Raw genomic sequence first — 18,238 nt, forward strand, 5'->3', positions numbered from 1 at the left:
CCGCCACAAGAAGCGAACCATCTGCCGCCTACGCAGTCGCAAGCTTCAGTTTTGCCTGCGCGGCGCGCACCGGCGCCGGTGCGATCATGCAGGCGGCAATCGGATGGGAATCGCCGCCGACGACGGCGGGCTTGAGCTTTCCGTCCGTCGGCCACGTCAGGAAGCCCGGGTGGAAATCCGAGGGGCTGGGCGGCATGCCGTTGTTCTGCAGCGTCTCCTCGACGCTGTTGTACCAGGTGCCGACCTTCATGATCCTGCGTGCTTCCTCGGCGGTCGCGACCTTGCGGCCAAACTCCTTGGAAAGGCGCACCACGCCCTGGACCTGCTCGACCGTGGTCTTCCGCTTGCGGTCCGCGCCCCAGATGTTGTCCTCGATGCCGACGCGCACATGCTGGCCGAGCACGAGAGCCATGGCGGATATCGAGATCAACCCGCGCATGCTCGTCCAGAACGTGTTGACCGAACCCTGCGGCACGCGCTGCAGAAAATGCATCCAGTCGAAGGGATTGCGATACATCGTGCCGCCGCCATAGCCGCAAAGCGCCATGTTCAGCGGACCCATGTAGATGCCGGCGCGGATGCAGCGCTCGATCAGGTCCCATTGCTGGGTGCCACAGGGCACGAAGTAGGGCTGGATGCCGTTCTTGCGAAGACGCTTGAGGTGTTCGACGTAGAAGGCCGGCGTCGAATCCACCACCATGCCGGCCCATGCTGCCTGCACCTGGGGATCCTCCATGTGGGTGCCCTTGATGTCCTCGGGCGTGAAGGTCGAAGCAATGTCCCAGAGCGACGTGCCTGTCGTGACCGTCACGAATTCCGGCTTCGGGTCCAACTCGGTCAGCATATGGCGGGTGTCGTAGTCGAGCCACTTCGCCTTGGCGCCGTCCGTGTGCGGCGAGAAGGAGATCGAGCCGCCGACCTGGATGATCATGTCCGGCACAGCTTCCTTCACGCGCTTCAGAAGGTAGTTGTACTCGTCGAAATTCGTCGAACCCATGCCGGTCGCCGGGTTGCGGACGTGGAAGTGCAGCACGGTGGCGCCGGCTTCGTAGCAGTCCACCGCGACCTGGACCTGCTCGTCCCAGGTCAGCGGAATGTCGCTCGTATCCCCTGGCAACCATTGGGGTCCGTAGGGCGCCGCCGTGATGATGAGCGGCTCCATGTTCTCAGGCAGGATCGAATTGTCGGTGTAGTACATGTCAAACCTCTCCCTTGGATGGTGGTGTCATCACGGCGGCTGCTTCGCTCGGCAGTCGCGCCGCGGGAAGGCGTTGGCTCTTCCCTAAGGTCTTCGTTTCGAATGGCCGGGCCAGTCGATATGGATGACGTTCGCGTCGTTCAGCGCCCTGGCGATCTCGGATGCGAGCCGCTCGATCGAGGCGCGCCATTCGGCCGCCCTTTGGCTACGAAGGTGGCCAGGCAGGCGCTCGACCGCCAGCAACGCCATCTCCGCCTCCGCCAGCTCTTCGCACATGTCGCGAAAGTCCTCGTTCTGGGCCGTCAGAGCCTCGATCGCTCGATGCTCGGCCGGGAACCGCCGCAACACGGCCGCCCTGCCAGCTCCTTCGTGCTCGTCGCTGGACATGGATGCCGATCCCGTCGTCGCGTCGTTCTTGCTTGCACCGAACTGTGCACGGATTGGCCGAGGGGGTGCGTAGTCTACGCAGGTAACACGGGGTGAGACGGCAACGATGAGGCGTGCAGACGGCAGCTGTCGGACTGTTGGTAAGGTGACCGGGCCTGCCGATTCAGCAAGCCGGGCTCAGCCTTGCGGCCAGTGCCACGCATTCGGACGGGCGGGACCCGGGGGGCGACAGCAGCGGTCCGGATGATGCGATGGGTGGCGAAGTTTCGGAAATGCGATGATCTCGGGCGAAGGCAATCGACCAGCGATCGACTGTTCTTCGCCCAGTCCTGCACAGCCTCACCAGAGCCGCGCTTGAGCCTACTAAAGTCCAGCGGTTCGATCCGCAGTAAGCGGCGGAAGCAGGAACCGGCCAGGCAGATGTCGGTATCTGCCCCTACCCCTTCACAGCGCCGGCGGTCAGGCCAGATACGATGTGCTTCTGGGCAATCGCGAAGGCGATCACGGTCGGCAGGATGGTCAGCGTCAGGAAGGCCAGGATTTTCTGCCAGTCGGCGGAGTGGTCCGAGACGAAGTTCATGATGCCGAGCGGCCAAGGGAATTTGGAGCCGTCATTGAACATGATGAGCGGCAGCAGGTAGCTGTTCCAGCTTCCCACGAAGCTGATGATGGCGACGGTGGCGAGGATCGGCCGCGACAGCGGCAGGGTGATGACGAAGAAGGCGCGCGCATAGCCGGCGCCGTCCATCGTCGCCGCCTCGTAGATCTCCTTCGGAATGTCGCGGAAGAACTTGCGGAAAAGCAGGATGCTCATCGGCAGGCCGAAGGCGACCTGAGGCAGGGCGACGCCGAAATAGCTGTCGAGCAGGCCGAGGTCGCGGATCCTAAGGAAGAGCGGGATGATCGCGGTCGCCGCCGGAAACATCAGCCCCAGCAGGAAGTAGTTGAGCAGCATGTCGCGACCGAAGAAGCGGGCATGGGCGAGGGCGAACGCCGTCATCGAGCCGAGCACGAGCGTGGTGAACACGGTGATCAGCCCGATCGCCAGCGAATTGGCGAGCATGCGCCAGTAGTCGCTTCCCGACAGGATCTGCCAGTAGTTCTGCCATTCCCACGCCTGCGGCAGGCCGAACGGATTGGTCCGCAATTCGCCGAGCGACTTGAAGCCGCCCATCGATGCCGCCAGCAGCGGGAAGAACACGATCCCGCCGACGAGCAGCAATGCGGCATAGGAATAGAGGCGGTAGACGAGACTGACGGCGCGCTCGGGTGCCGGCGCCGCGGATGCACTACTCATCTTTCAGCACCATTTTCTTGTAGGCGAAGGCAAAGGTGGCGCACATAAGGAACAGAACCACGCCGACGGCGCTGCCGAAGCCGATCTTCATGCGGCTGATGCCGAACAGGTACAGGAACGAGACCATGGACTGCGTGCTGTTGGCGGGCCCGCCCTGGGTGAGCGGCATGATCACGTCGAAGGTCTGCAGGGCGCCGAGCACCGAGAAGAATACCGAAAGCGCGATGGTCGGCTTGAGCAGGGGCAGCGTGATGTGGAGGAAGCGTTGCCGGCGCGAGGCGCCATCGATTTCGGCCGCTTCGTGATAATCCGGCGAGATGCCCTGGAGCCCGGCGATGAACAGCATCATGTGGAAGCCGAAATACTTCCAGACGATGACGACGAGGACCGCGTAGATCGCCCATTGCTTGTCCGCGAGCAGGAACGGCGGATCGAAGCCCAGCGCATGGCCGAGGCTGGCGACGAGGCCGTAATTGCCGTCATAGATAAAGCTCCAGATGATGCCCGCGGCCACATCGGCGAGCACGAAGGGCAGGAAGAACACGGCCCGAAAGAACACCGCTCCGGCGAAGCGTCGCGAGACGAGCGTGGCAAGCCAGAGCGCCAGCGGGATCTGCAGCACCACGGACACGGCGATGATCAGGCCGTTGTTGCGCAGCGCCGTCAGGAAGACCGAGGATCCGAACAGCTGCTGGAAATTGCGCAGGCCGACGAAGTTTTCCGGGACGCCATAGCCGTTCCAGTCGAAGAAGCTGTACCAGCCGGCCTGGATCATCGGCAGGATGACGAGGGTCGTGAACAGGACCAGCGACGGCGCGAGGAAGACGACGAGAAATCCGGTCGCTCCCAGGCTCGGGCTTTTCGGCAGTCGCCGCAGGCTGCTGGCCGGTGCTGGCGTTGATGGTGCGAATTCGCTCATTTTTGAAACCTGAACGGTGGCCGCGGCGGCGCGCCGCGGCCACGAGGAAGGCTATTGCAGGTCCCAGGCGTCCTGGATCTGCTGCGCGGCATCGGCAGGCGAGATTTCGCCGGTGACCAGTTCGACGACCATCTGGTTCACGACGCCCCAGCCGACATCCGGGCCGAGATCCTGGTCGAGGAAGTTCTGGTGGAAGGGCGACTTGCCGACCGATTCCGCAGCCGATTTCAGCAGCGGATTGGTGATCTCGGACGCAGCCGAGGCGACCACGGGAATATCCGCGTTCAGCGCTGCATAGCGGGCCTGGTTCGCCGGGCTGGTCGCATAGCGCAGGAAGTCGACCGCCTCGGGCTTGGCGTCCTTGTAGACGAGCCAGGCATTGTTGCCGCCAAAGGTCTCGGCCGGATCGCCCTTGCCGCCCGGTACGGATGGGAAGGCGAACATGCCGATCTTCTCCTGGCCGATGCCCTTCTTGTCGGTGGCGGAATCCGGCAGGTTTTCCGGCGTATCGGAGAAGCCGAGCACCATGGCGGCGCGGCCGTCGGCGAAATCGGTCAGGGTTTCGCCCCATCCCGCCGCTTCGAAGCCGCGCTGGAACGGCGCTGCCTCGCCGAGCTTCTGAAGCAGCTCGCCGGCCTTGACGAACGAGTCCGACTTGAACCCGTCGCCGCGCTTCGCCTTGGCGTCGATGAAGGACTGGCTGCCACCCTCGCGCAGCGCGAGATAGGCCCAATAGAAGTGGACCGGCCACTTGTCCTTGGCGCCGACCGCGATCGGCGTGATGCCGGCGGCCTTCAGCTTGGCGATCGCAGCAAGGAAATCATCCCAGCTGCGGATCGCGTCGCCATCGACCCCGGCTTTCTCGAACAGGTCCTTGTTATAGTAGAAGTTGATCATCGACAGCTTGTAGGGCACCGCCCAGACCTTGCCGTCGAAGGAGAAGGCGTCGACCGCGGCCGGGCTGTAGCTCTTGCGCCAGGCGCCGCCATCGGCATCGAAATCGGCAGTCAGGTCCTTGATCGCGCCCGTCTGCGACAGGGAGCGCATCACGCCACCGCCCCAGCTGAAGAAGATGTCGGGGGCCGCCGACGAGGAAAGCATGGTGGGCAGCTTCGCCATCATGGCGTCGCCCGACATGTACTGCTGCTCGATCGACACGTCGGGATGGGCGGTCTGGTATTCCTGGATCACGCTTTCCCAGAAGGCGTTGATCTTGGGGTTCTTTTCTGGCGTGAGCATGCGGACTGTCGTCTGCGCCGAAGCGCCGAGCATGCTGGCAAACGTCATCGCGGCTGCCGCGATCGCAATCCTGAAGCGCATGGTGTTCCTCCCTCTGCCGTCCGGATGCGAACCGGCGGCATCTCATTTTGAGATAGCCATCTTTACTTAATGATCCAAATAGTGTCAATCATGATGCATTCGAGATGAGATGCATCATGAAGATCGCGGATTTCAGCAGAATTTTCCAAGTTTATGATGCAAAAAGTATCATTTCGAAGGGAGCCAACCCACATATAGGAGGCGAGGGCTTTCGGGTCCTTCGAGTTTACGCATGGAACGACACTTCAAGATCGGCACGCAGGCCTACGGGTGGTCGCAGATCGCCGCCCGGGACGGCAGGGATTGGGGAAGCTCACTGGAGTGGGCGCTGGATCAGGCCGAGCAGGCCGGACTGACGAGCTGGGAGCCGCTTCTGTCGTCTCCCGTCGAGGTGCGTCCGATCGCCGAGGCGGCGCGCCGGCGCGGGCTGGAGCTTCATTCCGTCTATATGGGCGGCATCCTGCACGACCCGGAAGTGGCGCCGAAGACGGTCGCCGACATGACGGAGATCGCCCGCCGGGCCGCAGAGCACGGAACACGACTGGCGGTCGTGAACCCGAACCCGATCGACTGGAACAGCAAGGCCGACAAGTCCGACGCCCAGCTCGCCTACCAGCTCGAACGGCTGAGCGAGCTCGCCGAAGCGCTGGCTTCCACGGGACTGATGCTCTGCTACCACACGCATGATGCGGAGATGCGCCAGGGCGCCCGCGAGTTTCACCACATGCTGGTCGGAACCGATCCAGCGCGGGTCAAGCTCTGCCTCGATCCGCACTGGATCTATCGCGGCGCGGGCAACAGCCAGCTCGCCCTGCTCGACATCATCCGGCTCTATGGCGCGCGGATCGAGGAGATCCACATTCGCCAGTCGCAGAACGAGATCTGGGACGAGACCGTCGGCGCGGGCGACCTCGATTACGCGCTCATCGCTGCCGAAATCGCCCGGCACGGTGTCCGGCCGTTCGTGGTCGTCGAGCATGCGCTGGAGCCCGGCACGCCCAACCGCCTCGGCAATGTCGAAGCTCATGCCCGCAGCCGACGCTATTCCGAGGCTGTTTTCGCGCCTCTCTTCGCCGCTTCTTGAGGGGACGGTCATGGTCCGCATCTATCTGATCGGCGCAGGCGTCATCGCCCGCCATCATGCCGACGCCGCCCTTCACCTCGGCGAGCCGGTCGAACTGCACGTCTTCGATCCGAGCGCCGAGGCGATCGCCGCCTTCATGGCGCGGGCTCCCGACGCCATCGTCCATGAGGACCTCGAATCGCTGCTGTCGGGCGAGCCGCGTCCCGACGACATCGTCATCGTCGCGACGCCGCCGCGCAGCCATGCCGCCCTGGCGATCCAGGCGTTCCAGTCGGGCCGCCATGTCCTTAGCGAAAAGCCGCTCGGCATGTCGGCGGAGGAAGCCCGGGAGATGTTCGCGGCGGCTCGGGCTGCCGGCAAGCATCTGGGCGATTGCAGCATGCGCTTTCTCGGCTACGAGGCGGAGGAAGCGATCCGCAAGTCTCTGGACGAGGGCGAACTCGGCGAGCTCTACCACGTCACCTGCCGCCATCGCGTCCAGCGGGGCCGCAGCGGCATCGAGTATCAGCCGGAAGCGCGATGGTTCCTCGATCGTTCGCGCAGCGGCGGCGGCGTGCTGATGGACTGGAGCGTCTATGATCTGGCGACGCTGTTCGATCTGCTGCAGCCGGTCAGGATCGAGATTCGCGACGCCTGGACGGCAAAGCCTGAAACCAGCGCCGATCCGGCCGATGTGGTTTTCGACGTTGAAACCCATGTCGGCGCGGCGATGCGCCTGACCCTGGCGGACGGCCACACGGTGGCGCTCAGCTACGAGCGCGCCAGTTGCACGCACGGCACGCCCGGCATGCTGCTCGAACTCGAGGGACTTCGCGGCGCGGCGACGTGGCAGTGGCTGCCCTATCTCGATAACTCGACCACGGTCACGCTTCGGCGCGATGCGGGCGGAACCGAGGCGGCGGATAGCTTCCCGATCGACGGCTCACCGAACTGGCACCATCGCCCGCTCGTCTATTTCCACCGCAGCCTGCGCGGCGGAAAGGGTCCGCTGATCTCCGATGAACGCGCGCTGTTCAACTTTGCCGTCATCCAGGCGATCTATGACGTCGCGGCGGATGGCAAGCCCGTGACGGTCACGCTGGGCGAACGGACCCCGGCCACAGCCGCCGCCTGATCGCGATGCGGCCGGGCTTCTGCCCCTGCCTGCGGGCGGGATGGACCGATGCCCGGCCCATCCCCTCATCCCGTCAGCCGCTCACAACAGCTCGTCATCGGGAATGTTCTCCCGGCAGATGATCTGGAGGCGCAGGGGATGGGAATTCCACGGCAGGCCCCTGTCGGCACGCACCAGCTGTTCATAGGCCTCGCGGACCTGAACGCGCGGGTTCTGGTCGATGACGAAGTTCATCTGGCCGGAGAGCAGGGCCTGCTTGGTGTAGGAGGTCAGGTCGTGGCCGACAAAGGCGATGGTGTCGCCGCACCCTGAATCGGCGAGGGCCTGCACCACGTCGCGGTTACCGCTCGACATGTTGTAGATCACGCTGAGATCGGGATGCTGGGCGATGAGGTCGCGGGTAATGGCGTAGTCGTGGCCGGGATCCGGCTCTGTCTGGCCAGCGCCTGCGATGACCAGATCGGTCTGTTCGCTGAGAAAGTGGCGGAAGCCCATCTCCCGCTCTTCCTGGCCGCGAAACGTCACCAGGCCGTGAATCACCCCGACCTTGTGCTGACCCTTTCCGACGATCGTCGAGGCGAGATAGCCGGCCAGCCGTCCGGCACTCCGGTTATCGATGCCGACATAACCGATCTTCGGGACGCTCTGGATGTCCGAGACGAGGGTGACGACCTTGACACCCCGCTGTGCCAGCGTCCGGATCGCATCGCGAATCAGCGGGTGGTCCATGGAAATCAGACCGAGGCCTTGGGCGTCCGACCGGATATTGAGCAGCGCGCCGGCGATCTCGGTCGGTGACGACCCGGCGACGTCATGGATCATCAGGTCGACATCCCCGCGGCTGGCCGCCTGCCGGCTCATCTCGTGTCGAAGCGTCATGAAGAACGCGTCCTGCGAAACCGGCATCACCATGTCGATCCGGACGGAATTCTCCCTCGGATCGGCTGTCTGCGAGGGACCTGGTCCAGCGGCGGCGCTTAGCCGTGCGACGGCATCCAGCACGGCCTGTCGCGTCTGCGCGCGCACCTGGCTTCCCCGGTCGTTGAGAACGCGATCCACCGTCGCGCGCGAGACGCCGGACTCCTTGGCGATGCCGTCCAGCGTGGGGCGATAAGTGGTCGGTCCACGGGAATGCGCCATTGAGATCTCTTATTTTGTGGAAAGTACCGCAGTATGATGCATTTTGCGTCATCAGATCAACCCTGAAAGAGACTTGCGTCCCCTTCCGGAACAGGCTGAAGGTCCGTTGCTACGGCGGGCGAAGAGCATTCGATCAGGGCTCCCTGCGCCTCGATCAATTCGATGTGAGTGACGCTATTCCCGAAACGAAATGACGATCGCACCCGTACAGGCTTCCGGGTGGAGGGATGGTCCCGCGCCTTGCGGAGGATTTGCGACATGCTGACTCGTCGACATATGCTTCAGGCGAGCGCCGCCGGCCTCGCGGCCATGATGGTCCCCAGCCTCGGTGCATCGGGTCGCGCCCACGCGGCAGCGACGGCGACTTTCGAGGTGATGCACAGCGAGGCCGAGTGGCGCAAGCGGCTGACCGACGACCAGTTCGCCGTGCTGCGCCAGGAGGGCACCGAGCGCCCCTTCACCAGCGCGCTGCTGCATGAGGAACGCAAGGGCCAATTCGATTGCGCCGGCTGCCAACTGCCGCTGTTCGCCTCGGAAACCAAGTTCGACAGCGGCACCGGCTGGCCGAGCTTCTGGAAGGCGCTGCCGGGTTCGGTCAACGAGATCACCGACAGATCCTACGGCATGACCCGCACCGCGGTGAACTGCCATCGCTGCGGCGGCCACCTCGGACACGTCTTCAAGGACGGGCCGGCGCCGACCGGGCTGCGCTACTGCATGAACGGCGTCGCCATGACCTTCGCCCCGGCCTGAAGCCCTGTACTATTGGCGTTACCAAACCCGGGCCATGGTAAGGCCATTCTCCCGTCCTGGAAATTGAAGGCTTCGATGGACAAGGCCCTGAAATTCGCATTCGGCAGCCTGGTGGTCAGCTTCGTCGTTCTGGCGATCAAATATGTCGCCTTCGCCGTCACCGGCAGCCTGGCGCTTTATTCCGATTTCCTCGAAAGCATCATCAATGTCGGCACCTCGGTGGCCGCCATTGTCGCCATTCGCGTGTCCGCCCTCCCTCCGGACCCGGGTCACCCGTTCGGGCATCACAAAGCCGAATATCTTTCCGCGGTGCTGATCGGCGTCATGATCATCATCGCCTCGCTGCTGATCCTGGACGAGGCGTGGAACGGCTTTCTCAATCCGACACCGATCGAGGCGCCGGCGCTCGGCCTGGCGGTCAGCATGGGCGCCACAGCCCTGAACGCCGTCTGGGGGCTGCTGATCATCCGCTTCGGCAAGCGGGCGCGCTCGGCCTCCCTGGTCGCGGACGGCAGGCATATGATGGCCGACGTCATGACGTCGATCGGCGTTCTTGTCGGCGTCGTTCTGGTGGTCGTGACCGGGATTGCAGTGCTTGATGCCGCGATTGCCGGACTGGTCGCCCTGCATATCCTCTGGAGTGGCTTCAGCGTCCTGCGCGAAAGCGCCAGCGCCCTGCTCGATGAATCGGTTCCGGCTGAAACGCTGGAGACGATTCACTCGATCATCGCCAGCCACGCACCGGAGGCTATCGAAGCCCACGACCTTCGCACCCGCCATGCGGGCAAGGCCACCTTCATAGATTTTCATCTGGTCGTCGCCAGCCAGATGACGATCTCCAGGGCACATGCGGTATGTGACCGCCTGGAGGCTGCCTTGGAAAAGGCCATTGAGGGTGCTTTGGTCACCATCCATATCGAGCCGGAGAACAAGGCGAAGCACAAGGGAATCGTGATCCACTAGTCCCTATCTGCCGCCTGCCGCTGGCTGCCCACACAATTGGCTTCATTCATGACCAAATTGCTGACTGGACTGACCCGACCGACAGACTTGTCCTTTCAGGACAGGCTCGCCGTTGCAACGGAACTCGCAGTGCGACTGTACGAAGCCGGCCACATCCGCGCGGATCGCTTGCAGGATGCTCCGCATGACATTGCCACCTATGGCGACTTCACCAAGGATGGTCGCGAACTGGGCCGTGACCTCGCGAGGTATGAGGCCTGGCGATGCGGCGTGCGGAGTTCTCGACGATTATGGCCGGATGCTTGCCGAGCGACTCGATGCGCTGCAGATACGCTGGGCCGCCGACAATGAAGTGCATGCCCGTTTCCGCGTTGGGGACCGGGTTGCGTGGCCCAAGGTCAGGGGTCAGGACAACATCGGCACCGTCATGGCGATCGAGCCCGGCGGACGCTATTCGGTGATGCACGACAGCGCCGCTGCCAGCGGGTCGTCCATGCGCTTTCTGGTCGATTTCGAGGCCTGTCGGGCCGAGGGCGAACCGGTGGCTTCCAGCCTGAGTTCGCTCAAGGGCCTGCCCCGCAAGGTCTGGGCGGCGATCTCGGCCCTTCTCGCGCTGGAGGCCATGGACTTCACGATGCGGGTCGGCCTGCTTCTGCCATAGCCGCGCTGTTGCGACCGATTATCAGAAGCAATTCAACGAGTTAGTTATCGTTTGACACGGCTGTCCCCAACCCGTAAGTGGCCTGCATCGGGGAGTAGCCACCATCGACGATGGGGCCGCGTCAACATCCTCGCGCATCCGCGCGTGGCGCGGCCGGACGCGGATTGCGTCTCGGCAAGACCGTGTCGCAGGTCGTTCACAGGGCGGAACGATCGGTCGCGACCGGCCTCGTCCTTGAGCTACTCCATGTCTCCGTTCGCAATTCTCATTCTCGCCGTCGGCATGTCCGTCGACGCCCTCATCGCATCCGTTGGCCGGGGAGCCGCCGCGCCACGGCCAACGATCACCACCGCGCTGCGAACCGGCATCGTCTTCGGCGTCGTCGAAGCGATCACGCCGCTGATCGGCTGGCTTCTCGGCATCGCCGCCAGCCAGTTCGTGCAAGCGATCGATCACTGGATCGCCTTCGGCCTGTTGGCCGCGGTCGGCGGCCGCATGGCGCTGCATGCGATCCGACGTCCGGCCGACGTCGCTGCTGAAGAACGAAATGGCGGCTTCGGCACCCTGCTTGCCACGGCCATCGGCACGAGCCTCGACGCCATGGCCGTCGGCGTGTCGCTCGCCTTCCTGGATGTGAACATCATCGTCATCGCCATTGCGATCGGCCTGGCCACGACGGTGATGTCGACGGGCGGCATCCTTGCCGGCCGGTTCATCGGCGTCCGGTTCGGCCGCTATGCAGAGATCATAGGCGGATTCGCCCTGATCGGACTGGGCGTCATGATCCTGGTCGAGCACCTGACCGCGTAGTTATTGGCCGCAGGCTTTCCTGACTCGCCCTATTCTGCAGGCATCTATGTCGGACCTCACTCCATGGCTGGCCGTGTCGCACTGGGGTTGCTTCGGACCAAGGAGCGCTATTCATCCTGCTGCGTTCCATGTACCACGATTTGTGGAGATCGCGCTGGGCCGGATCAAGGATGACACAGGACACCGGCCGATTAGCATCACCTATCCGCCGCAACGCGTGCAGCGTCAGAGCTGCGGCGGCTATCGCCTGAGCGCGGACAGGGGGCAACAGAAATGACGGCGAGCATGTACGACGCGGCCGAGTGGATGAACGAACCGCCAGAATGGTCCGTTCAGTCCGACATTCTCAAGGTCACGACAGCGGCCGAGACTGATTTCTGGCAATCCACCTTCTACGGCTTCCGGCGGGACAACGGCCACTTCCTGCGCAGGCAGGTCGAGGGCGACTTCACGGCGCTGGTGGAGTTCGAGGGCCAATATGAGACGCTCTATGACCAGGCTGGACTGATGCTGCGGCTTGATGAGCGCAACTGGATCAAGCTTGGCATCGAGCATTCCGACGGCATCACGAATTTCAGCCTCGTATGCACGCGCGACGGCCTGTCGGACTGGTCGGTCACAGCACGCCCTCTGCTCGCAGGGCCGCAGGCGGTACGCCTGACCCGCGTTGGTGGAGCGGCGATCGCGCATTACCGTGATCCCGAAGGCGGCTGGCAATTGATGCGGCTATGCCCATTTCCCGAGACTTCAAGCTTGCAGATTGGTCCCATGACTTGCTCGCCGCAACGGGCCGGGTTTCAGGTCCGTTTCACGCGGTTTGAAGTTGGCCCGCCGATCGCCAACCCGCTGCACGGCTGACCCCTCGCCTGCATCCCAAGTGACAACGCACACACGGAGTGAACTACCGCGCCGTGACACCAACGCGTCCAGAGAAAACCCAGGAACCCGATGTCGACTCCGCCCTAAGCGCTCGACCTGCTTGCCGCCAATAGCGCTCCAAGTTTTCGTTCAGCGCGGTGCCATTGTCTCAAGGGGGCCGCACTTTTGAGCCAGTTGAGGCTTCCGCTACGCCACGATCACGGAGGCGCCGATGGGAACGCGATCGTAAAGATCGATGATGTCCTCGTTGATCATTCGAATGCAGCCGGAGGAGGCCTCCGTGCCGATGGTCCATGGCTCCGAGGTGCCGTGGATGCGGTAGAGCGTGTCGACGCCATCGGCATAGAGATAGAGCCCTCTCGCGCCCAGCGGGTTGGCTGGGCCGGGCTCGATGCGGCGGGGCAGGCCCGGCGTCTGGGCATGCATGTCGTCGGTCGGATGCCATGCCGGCCATTTCGCCTTGCGGCCGACGACGGCATTTCCCTGCCATGCGTGACCTGATGCGCCGACGGCCACGCCATATCGCATGACCGTAGCCGCGTCCTCGACGAACAGGAGATGCCGGGCCTTCGTATCGACGATGACCGTCCCCGCGGGCTTGCCGGTGGCAAGCGGCACGCGCGCGGGCCGGTAGGCGGCTGCGAATCGGCTGCGGTCTACGGGACGAACCGGAAAGGGCTCATTGGCGTAGCGCCCTTCGGCGACGGGCTGTCCGGGCTCGGTCGTCGCGCAGGCCGCCAGCAGCGACGACGCCGCGCCAAGAAACACGGCGCGTCGCGAAAGCGTACCGATGGCAAAACGCTGCCCCTCCTGGTCGGAGGGGCAGCGCGAAGGGCCGGTTCCGGGAGACGCGGGACTTACCACTGAACCCGCAATCCAGCCCTGCCGCTCAATTCCACACTGTCGCCGAAGGAGGCGAGCGAGGTGCTGGCCGCGACATCCCCATAGAGCGAGTAGCGGTCGGAACCCCAATTATAGGTGCCGCCCAGGCCCAGTTCGCCCCACAAATCGTCGTTCTTCGAGGTAAAGCCGGTGCCGGCGACGTTCACCTGCGTTCCGTCCAGGAATTCGTAGTGGAGGTTGCCGATCGCATGGAACGAGGCGCGCTCGACCTTGCCATCCGCGTTCTTCCAGCTGTTCTGATGCTCGACGGCCAGGCCGAAGCGGCCGGCCAGGCTGTCGGCCTTGTCGAGCGAAACGGCTGCGCCGCTCGGGTCCGTGAAGCTGTCGAAATCGACACTCGAATAGACAAGCTGGGCCTGCGGCGTCAGCGTCCAGCTTTCGCTGATGCCGATGCGCTTGCCGCCTTCGATCGAAAGGGCATAGCCGAACGCGCGGTTGTCATGCGCCAGCTCGCCAAGGATGTCGGAGGAGAGGTCGCTGCCAAACCAGGTCAGCTGTGCCTGGCCATCCAGATAGACGCCGTTATTGCCATACCAGGTCGCCGTCGCGGCCACGCCATAGGCGTCGGTGTCGATACTGCCATTGCCGAACAGCGAGGTGACGTCGGCCGAGGCATGGCCATAGTGGCCATTGATGCCGGCGATCAGGTCGCCCGAAGCACCTTCATAGGCAAGGCCATCGAAACCCGCCCGCATCCGCCAGCTGTTGACGTCATAGTCGGTCTGGCTGGTCGTCACGTCCGGGCTGAATTCGGCATGCGTGCCTTCGATGAACCCCCAGATGCCGTTCTGGTCCGTCTTCGTGCCTGACTGGCCGTCCTGGTAGTAGCCTTCCTGCTCGCGCGTCACGGCGCAGCGGAAGTTCTGGCTCGCGTCCTTGCAGAACACGGTTTCGGTCGGGGCGGAGGGCTCGTTCCAGTAGCGATTGCCGACGCGCTGGTTCAGGGTAGGCAGGCCGTTGAGGCCGAGAAGCACCTGCGGATAGGCCTCGTAGATCGGGACGCCGGGCTGATAAAGCGGCGTGCCGTCGTCTTCCCAGAGTTGGGAGCGGAGATACCAGTCGCCATCCTGCGGATCGGCCACGCCGTTCTTCCACAGCGTGTAGCCATAGGCGCCGGCGATGACGGCCTCGCGGCCCTCGATGACATAGTCGCCGACGAGGTTGAACTGCCCCGCAGAAGTTCCGTCGACCTGGATGATCTTGATGCCGTCCGCCAGCGTCTGCGCGCCGCCGCCGCCCGCATTGCGCACGACCACATTCGAGGTGCCGGCGGTGTCTTCCGTCACGATCATCAGATCGGTCGAGGAGTTGTCGTCGCCGAGAACCGTATTGAAGATCATGGTGCTGCCGGCCGTGCCGGCATAATTGTCGGTGGTGAGCGTCTTGAAGCCGTTGAGGGACGGATCGGCGAACTCGATCACCCCCTGGTTGCGCGTCGTGCCAAGCCCGGCCTGCTCATAGGTGAGCTCGCTGGGCGGGCAATCCTCCTGGCAGTAGGGGTAGGTCACGACCTTGGTTGCGATCGAGGAATCCGTGACGAGCGAATCTGCCGTGACCAGCCAGCGCGAACTCGCGTCGACGACGACCTCGCTGGCTCGGATCGCTGCGCCCTGCCAGTCCGAATTGTTGAGACTGACGACAGCGACGCTGTCACCGCCTGCGATGGGAATGTCGAACGGACCGAAAACGGGAGTCAGTCGCTCGTCCGCCTCCTCACCGGTCTCGGCGTAGACGTCGCCGACAACAGTGACATTGGTGAAGTTGGCGTTGATCCTGCCGAACACGGCGGCGGCGCCCTCGGTGGCGGTGCTTGCCAGCGAGCGGACGATCATGCCGCTGCCGGCGACGATCGTGCCGACATCCGAAATGTTGACTTCGAGATTGGCGCCGTCGCCGCGGATCAGGTCGCCTTGCTCGGAGACGAGGCTGCCGCCCGAAACGGTGATCCGGCTTCCCGGTCCCGCCAGGAGATCGGAGAGGTTCCGCGTTGTGACGCTTTGCGACAGCCAAGGATCGTCGCTGTTGAAAATCTCATCCCGGGACTGCGGCATGTAGTTCGAATTATAGCCCATGATCGCAGCGGCCTTCGCGCCCTGCGTCCGGATGTCGACATTGGTCGCGGTGATCTCCGAGGTTATCGCGCTGGTGCCGGCGCCTGTCATCACCACCAGGCCGCCGGCCCATTCGCCGCTCGTCGTGATGGAGCTGTCTTGCAGCGTTATGCTGCCCGCTCCCCACACGGACGCGCCGAAAGCGGCAGGGTAGTAGCCGGGAACATCCCCGTAGCACTGCCCGTAGGCACATCCGCCCTCGGTGACGATGTTCAGGTTGCGGCCATCGATGGAGCCGCCTTCGTAGACGAGAAGGCCTGCGGCCCCATTCCCCTGCGTATGAATGCTGCCACCATCGACCTGGATTTCGGCGCCCGCCAAAGCAAAGACGCCGACGCCGTCGGAATAACCTCCGACGGTCGATATTTCGACATTGGAAAAGTCGGTCGACACCGGGTCCTGACAGTAGATGTTTCCGGAGCCTGCCTCTGCGGAATTGCAAGCATTGGCTGCTGTCGGAAGGAAGGCTGCTCCGAGCGCGAGCGGCGCTGCGACGTAGAGCGAAGAAATCAGGGGCAAGGCCGAGGCGGAACGGAGCAGGCTGAGGCTGGACAGTCGCATTGTCATTCACCCGGAAATGGGAAGGTTGTCGTTATTTTCCTCGGCGCGCCAACCCTGCCGCAGCTGATCGCGCGCTGATGATGCTGTTTGACGCACAGGATGCTGCGAAATAGTCCAAAGTTCAATGTAGTTTATGATCTGTCGAGAAGATCACGAATATATATCCGTGTAATGACACTTCATGACACTTCATGACACTTTGGCAGCTGCTCGGTGGCCAAATAATACTTTCTGATGAAGAAGGGTTAGACAAGCCCAAGCGGCAGGCGAAGCTCGCGACGTTGTTCCGGGGAACCCAGCCCGATCGGCCGGTGGTCGTTCTCGACGAACAGTTGCTGCCAGCGTCCGAGCAGCGGAAATACCGCAACACGATCGAGCAGCCGGTGAAAGGCGTCGTCACGAAGGCGAAGAAGCTGCTCGTCCAAACCCGCAGCGAAAAGCCCGAGACCACCGGATCGGTGCTCTGGATATTTAACAATGGCTATACTGCGCTCGACCATGGAACGCTCGAGGCGCTCGCTATCAACCCCATTCGGCAGGACACTCGCAATATCGACGGCGTGATCGTCTCGGGCTGCTATTACCACAGCGACGGGTACGACAGCTTCTTCCTGTGGCCGTACAGTTACGTGCCGATCCGCGTTGATCATCCTTATCAACCGCGCGTTTGCTTAACCTGCCAATGAGTAGGAGCTACCCACGACAGGGACGAAAGGCATCGAACCCGGCTGCTTGATCGGCAGAGAAAGGCTGAAGGTCGATCCGTTCGCGTCGCTGGCGGCAAGGGTGAGTTCGCCTCCATGCTGGCGGGCTATCTCTCGCGAGATGTATAGCCCTAGACCCGATCCATGCGCCCGCTGACCCGCTGGGCGGTAATATTTTAGGAAAATAAGCGCCCGTTGCTCGAGCGGAACACCGGCACCGTGGTCTGTCACGTCAATCCGCACCATTCCCTGATCCACCCAGAGCCGGACGGTCACCGGAGCGGCCGCTGCAGAGTATTTCAGGGCATTCTGGATGAGGTTCTGAAGGGCTACTTCCAGCAAGTACCGATCCCCACTCACTTGCGCCTCATCGCCAGGAGCAAAGGTGACGCGACGGATGGCATTGTCATCCAGCACCGCATACGCAATCCGCAGTATCTCGTTCAGGTCGAACGTCTCGACTACAGCCAGCGGCTTCCCTGAGGCGTCGAGCCGATCCCCAGCCAGGACGTTCTCGATCAGAATCCCCATCCGGTTGACGGTTCGGCGGATCTTGGCCGCGCGCGCCTGAATGTCGCCAGAACCCTCAGCCTCCGAATGCGCCAGATTGTCGGCGGTCGTGGCGATCACGGCCAACGGACCGCGAAACTCGTGCGTGACTATCGCTAGGAACTCTCGTTGCTGGACCAGGGCTTCGTTGACGGAATCCAGCGATTGCCTGAGCCTCACCTCAAGCAATTGACGCCTATCCATTTCCGCCTCAAGCGATGCGTTGCTTTCTGCCAGTTCTGCCGTCCTCTCCCTCACCTTGATAGTCAGGTCGCGCTCGGCTGCCTGGGAGATAGCGATCACTCGGTCCTTCTCCTCGTTCAAGCTGCGCTCGGCGAACCGAGCGCGTTTGGCGACGGCTGCGCTCAGCAACACCAAATGAAGCAGGGTTCCAACGGCCATGATCCTGGCAAGGGAGCTGTCAATGTGTAGAGGATTGCTGCCGGTGTACTGCATCTGCATCACCAGGCTGATTACAAGAACACTCGCGAAGGCAAATGCGGAAAGAAGATACTGATATTGCCTGCGAATGATCAGCAGATAGAGCACAAACAAGGCAATGAATATGAAGGACAATTGTTGCAGTCGGGAAACGAAGAAGCCGACTTCGCCATAGCGACCTAGGAGGGCATAGACCAACGCAACACCGTTGAGCAACGCGATTATCTGAATGGTCCGCCAGGCCCAGATCCAGTGGCGGCGAAATTCGAAAAGGCGGCCCAGAAACCACACCATGACCACGCTGTAGAGACAGACGATGACGCCCCAGCCGCGATAAAGCTGTGTTGGTCGCAGGAAATGAAATAATTCGGAGGCATAGCCCATGTGAAAAATTGGTATGAGACCCGACACCAGCAGAACGAACGCATACAGAATGTAGAGAGA

17 protein-coding genes and 1 riboswitch are annotated in these 18,238 nt (G+C 63.0%); of the genes, 8 read left to right on the forward strand and 9 right to left on the reverse strand.

Going from position 1 to position 18,238, the window contains the following annotated elements; translation table 11 throughout:
- Nucleotides 1-28: 28 nt before the first annotated feature.
- The 5 genes from OSH12_RS19650 to OSH12_RS19670 form a co-directional block, all read right to left on the reverse strand.
- Nucleotides 29-1,198: a BKACE family enzyme gene (locus OSH12_RS19650; RefSeq protein ID WP_266345302.1), complete on the reverse strand. Its 1,170-nt coding sequence runs from the start codon at nucleotides 1,196-1,198 to the stop codon at nucleotides 29-31.
- Between the two features lie 84 nt (nucleotides 1,199-1,282).
- Nucleotides 1,283-1,585, reverse strand: a complete 303-nt coding sequence (locus OSH12_RS19655; RefSeq protein WP_266345303.1) for a hypothetical protein — start codon at nucleotides 1,583-1,585, stop codon at nucleotides 1,283-1,285.
- A 436-nt stretch (nucleotides 1,586-2,021) separates the two neighbouring features.
- Nucleotides 2,022-2,882: a carbohydrate ABC transporter permease gene (locus OSH12_RS19660; protein WP_266345304.1), complete on the reverse strand. Its 861-nt coding sequence runs from the start codon at nucleotides 2,880-2,882 to the stop codon at nucleotides 2,022-2,024.
- On the reverse strand, nucleotides 2,875-3,801 hold the full coding sequence (locus OSH12_RS19665) for a carbohydrate ABC transporter permease (RefSeq protein ID WP_266345305.1): 927 nt from the start codon (nucleotides 3,799-3,801) through the stop codon (nucleotides 2,875-2,877). Before OSH12_RS19665 ends, OSH12_RS19660 begins: the two co-directional genes overlap by 8 nt.
- 51 nt (nucleotides 3,802-3,852) lie before the next feature.
- On the reverse strand, nucleotides 3,853-5,121 hold the full coding sequence (locus OSH12_RS19670; protein WP_266345306.1) for an extracellular solute-binding protein: 1,269 nt from the start codon (nucleotides 5,119-5,121) through the stop codon (nucleotides 3,853-3,855).
- Nucleotides 5,122-5,353: 232 nt separating this feature from the next.
- On the opposite strand from OSH12_RS19670, the gene OSH12_RS19675 reads away from it, so the two are divergent.
- Both OSH12_RS19675 and OSH12_RS19680 read left to right on the forward strand, forming a co-directional pair.
- Entirely contained in the window at nucleotides 5,354-6,205 is an 852-nt protein-coding gene (locus tag OSH12_RS19675) for a sugar phosphate isomerase/epimerase family protein (protein WP_266345307.1), read from the forward strand.
- 10 nt (nucleotides 6,206-6,215) lie between these two features.
- Entirely contained in the window at nucleotides 6,216-7,319 is a 1,104-nt protein-coding gene (locus OSH12_RS19680; RefSeq protein ID WP_266345308.1) for a Gfo/Idh/MocA family protein, read from the forward strand.
- A gap of 81 nt (nucleotides 7,320-7,400) precedes the next feature.
- Here OSH12_RS19680 and OSH12_RS19685 read toward each other — a convergent pair whose 3' ends face one another.
- On the reverse strand, nucleotides 7,401-8,459 hold the full coding sequence (locus OSH12_RS19685) for a LacI family DNA-binding transcriptional regulator (RefSeq protein ID WP_266345309.1): 1,059 nt from the start codon (nucleotides 8,457-8,459) through the stop codon (nucleotides 7,401-7,403).
- 258 nt (nucleotides 8,460-8,717) lie between these two features.
- Between OSH12_RS19685 and msrB the strand changes: the two genes are divergently transcribed.
- From msrB to OSH12_RS19710, 5 genes are all read left to right on the forward strand, one after another.
- The gene (gene msrB / locus OSH12_RS19690) at nucleotides 8,718-9,212 is read left to right on the forward strand and encodes a peptide-methionine (R)-S-oxide reductase MsrB (protein ID WP_266345310.1); all 495 of its coding nucleotides are present in this window, start codon (nucleotides 8,718-8,720) and stop codon (nucleotides 9,210-9,212) included.
- A 75-nt stretch (nucleotides 9,213-9,287) separates the two neighbouring features.
- Nucleotides 9,288-10,175 carry a cation diffusion facilitator family transporter gene (locus tag OSH12_RS19695; protein ID WP_266345311.1) on the forward strand — a complete coding sequence of 296 codons (888 nt, stop codon included), beginning with the start codon at nucleotides 9,288-9,290 and terminating at the stop codon, nucleotides 10,173-10,175.
- A gap of 298 nt (nucleotides 10,176-10,473) precedes the next feature.
- Nucleotides 10,474-10,836, forward strand: coding sequence for a hypothetical protein (locus tag OSH12_RS19700; RefSeq protein ID WP_266345312.1), 363 nt, complete (start codon nucleotides 10,474-10,476; stop codon nucleotides 10,834-10,836).
- Between the two features lie 66 nt (nucleotides 10,837-10,902).
- Nucleotides 10,903-11,009: riboswitch (yybP-ykoY riboswitch) on the forward strand.
- Between the two features lie 73 nt (nucleotides 11,010-11,082).
- A complete protein-coding gene (locus tag OSH12_RS19705) occupies nucleotides 11,083-11,646 on the forward strand; it encodes a manganese efflux pump MntP (RefSeq protein ID WP_266345313.1) in 564 nt (187 codons plus the stop codon).
- A gap of 285 nt (nucleotides 11,647-11,931) precedes the next feature.
- Nucleotides 11,932-12,504, forward strand: a complete 573-nt coding sequence (locus tag OSH12_RS19710) for a DUF1349 domain-containing protein (protein WP_266345314.1) — start codon at nucleotides 11,932-11,934, stop codon at nucleotides 12,502-12,504.
- A 207-nt stretch (nucleotides 12,505-12,711) separates the two neighbouring features.
- On the opposite strand, the gene OSH12_RS19715 is transcribed toward OSH12_RS19710, so the two are convergent.
- A complete protein-coding gene (locus OSH12_RS19715) occupies nucleotides 12,712-13,389 on the reverse strand; it encodes a L,D-transpeptidase (protein WP_266345315.1) in 678 nt (225 codons plus the stop codon).
- Nucleotides 13,383-16,100 (reverse strand): autotransporter family protein, encoded by a 2,718-nt coding sequence (locus OSH12_RS19720; protein WP_266345316.1) that lies wholly within the window; start codon nucleotides 16,098-16,100, stop codon nucleotides 13,383-13,385. The genes OSH12_RS19715 and OSH12_RS19720 overlap by 7 nt, the downstream gene beginning before the upstream one ends.
- A 191-nt stretch (nucleotides 16,101-16,291) precedes the next feature.
- On the opposite strand from OSH12_RS19720, the gene OSH12_RS19725 reads away from it, so the two are divergent.
- Nucleotides 16,292-16,786, forward strand: coding sequence for a hypothetical protein (locus OSH12_RS19725; RefSeq protein WP_266345317.1), 495 nt, complete (start codon nucleotides 16,292-16,294; stop codon nucleotides 16,784-16,786).
- Here the strand turns inward: OSH12_RS19725 and OSH12_RS19730 are convergent.
- Nucleotides 16,772-18,238, reverse strand: a 1,467-nt coding sequence (locus tag OSH12_RS19730; RefSeq protein ID WP_266345318.1) for a sensor histidine kinase, incomplete at its 5' end; no start/stop codon positions are given. The genes OSH12_RS19725 and OSH12_RS19730 overlap by 15 nt on opposite strands.

Source organism: Kaistia terrae (assembly GCF_026344005.1).
GTDB classification, from domain to species: Bacteria; Pseudomonadota; Alphaproteobacteria; order Rhizobiales; family Kaistiaceae; genus Kaistia; species Kaistia terrae.

Coding starts and splice junctions, on each gene's coding strand:
- OSH12_RS19650 (WP_266345302.1), bottom strand. CDS start 1,198: ATGTACTACACCGACAATTCGATCCTGCCTGAGAACATGGAGCCGCTC.
- OSH12_RS19655 (WP_266345303.1), bottom strand. CDS start 1,585: ATGTCCAGCGACGAGCACGAAGGAGCTGGCAGGGCGGCCGTGTTGCGG.
- OSH12_RS19660 (WP_266345304.1), bottom strand. CDS start 2,882: ATGAGTAGTGCATCCGCGGCGCCGGCACCCGAGCGCGCCGTCAGTCTC.
- OSH12_RS19665 (WP_266345305.1), bottom strand. CDS start 3,801: ATGAGCGAATTCGCACCATCAACGCCAGCACCGGCCAGCAGCCTGCGG.
- OSH12_RS19670 (WP_266345306.1), bottom strand. CDS start 5,121: ATGCGCTTCAGGATTGCGATCGCGGCAGCCGCGATGACGTTTGCCAGC.
- OSH12_RS19675 (WP_266345307.1), top strand. CDS start 5,354: ATGGAACGACACTTCAAGATCGGCACGCAGGCCTACGGGTGGTCGCAG.
- OSH12_RS19680 (WP_266345308.1), top strand. CDS start 6,216: ATGGTCCGCATCTATCTGATCGGCGCAGGCGTCATCGCCCGCCATCAT.
- OSH12_RS19685 (WP_266345309.1), bottom strand. CDS start 8,459: ATGGCGCATTCCCGTGGACCGACCACTTATCGCCCCACGCTGGACGGC.
- msrB (WP_266345310.1), top strand. CDS start 8,718: ATGCTGACTCGTCGACATATGCTTCAGGCGAGCGCCGCCGGCCTCGCG.
- OSH12_RS19695 (WP_266345311.1), top strand. CDS start 9,288: ATGGACAAGGCCCTGAAATTCGCATTCGGCAGCCTGGTGGTCAGCTTC.
- OSH12_RS19700 (WP_266345312.1), top strand. CDS start 10,474: ATGCTTGCCGAGCGACTCGATGCGCTGCAGATACGCTGGGCCGCCGAC.
- OSH12_RS19705 (WP_266345313.1), top strand. CDS start 11,083: ATGTCTCCGTTCGCAATTCTCATTCTCGCCGTCGGCATGTCCGTCGAC.
- OSH12_RS19710 (WP_266345314.1), top strand. CDS start 11,932: ATGTACGACGCGGCCGAGTGGATGAACGAACCGCCAGAATGGTCCGTT.
- OSH12_RS19720 (WP_266345316.1), bottom strand. CDS start 16,100: ATGCGACTGTCCAGCCTCAGCCTGCTCCGTTCCGCCTCGGCCTTGCCC.
- OSH12_RS19725 (WP_266345317.1), top strand. CDS start 16,292: ATGACACTTTGGCAGCTGCTCGGTGGCCAAATAATACTTTCTGATGAA.